This window comes from Bradyrhizobium sp. Leo170, assembly GCF_004296405.1.
Classification (GTDB): Bacteria; Pseudomonadota; Alphaproteobacteria; order Rhizobiales; family Xanthobacteraceae; genus Bradyrhizobium.
Genome location: NZ_PSRR01000826.1, coordinates 1 through 660, shown reverse-complemented (window position 1 = coordinate 660; position 660 = coordinate 1). Strand labels below are relative to the sequence as shown.

Sequence of the window (660 nt, the reverse complement as noted above, 5' to 3'; positions counted from 1 at the left end):
CAATGTGCGGGAAGGGCGCTCGTTCACTTCACCAGCGGGCAGCCGCCGTCCTTCAGCGGGCGGAAGGCCTGGTCGCCGGGGACCTCGGCCAGCACCTTGTAATAGTCCCAGGGCGCCTTGGATTCCTCGGGCTTCTTCACCTCGAACAGGAACATGCTGTGCACCATGCGGCCGTCGGCGCGCAGCACGCCGTTGTCGGTGAAGGCGTCGCGCACCGGCATTTCGCGCATCTTCGCCATCACGGGTTTTGTTTCTTTGGTGCCGGCGGCCTGTACCGCCTTGAGATAGTGTAGTGTGGCGCTGTAAGTGGCGGCCTGGTTCATCGTCGGCATCCGCTTCATGCGCTCGAAGAAGCGCTTGCCGAAGGCGCGGGTCCTGTCGTTGAGGTCCCAGTAATAGGCCTCGGTGACGATCAGCCCCTGCGCGAGCTTCAGCCCGAGGCTGTGCACGTCGGAGATGAACATCACGATCGCCGCGAGATTCTGGCCGCCGGCGACGATGCCGAATTCGCCGGCCTGCTTGATCGTGTTGATGGTGTCGCCGCCACCATTGGCCAGCCCGATGATCTTGGCCTTGGAGGCCTGTGCCTGCAGCAGGAAGGAGGAGAAATCCGGCGTGTTGAGCGGATGCCTGACGCTGCCGAGCACCTTGCCGCCGCGG

General features: G+C 64.2%; 1 protein-coding gene. It reads right to left on the bottom strand.

Features of this window, described 5'->3' with window-relative positions; genetic code table 11:
• Nucleotides 1–23: 23 nt before the first annotated feature.
• The coding region (locus tag CWO89_RS44940) for an ABC transporter substrate-binding protein (protein WP_165421632.1) at nucleotides 24–660 on the bottom strand (637 nt) is incomplete at its 5' end.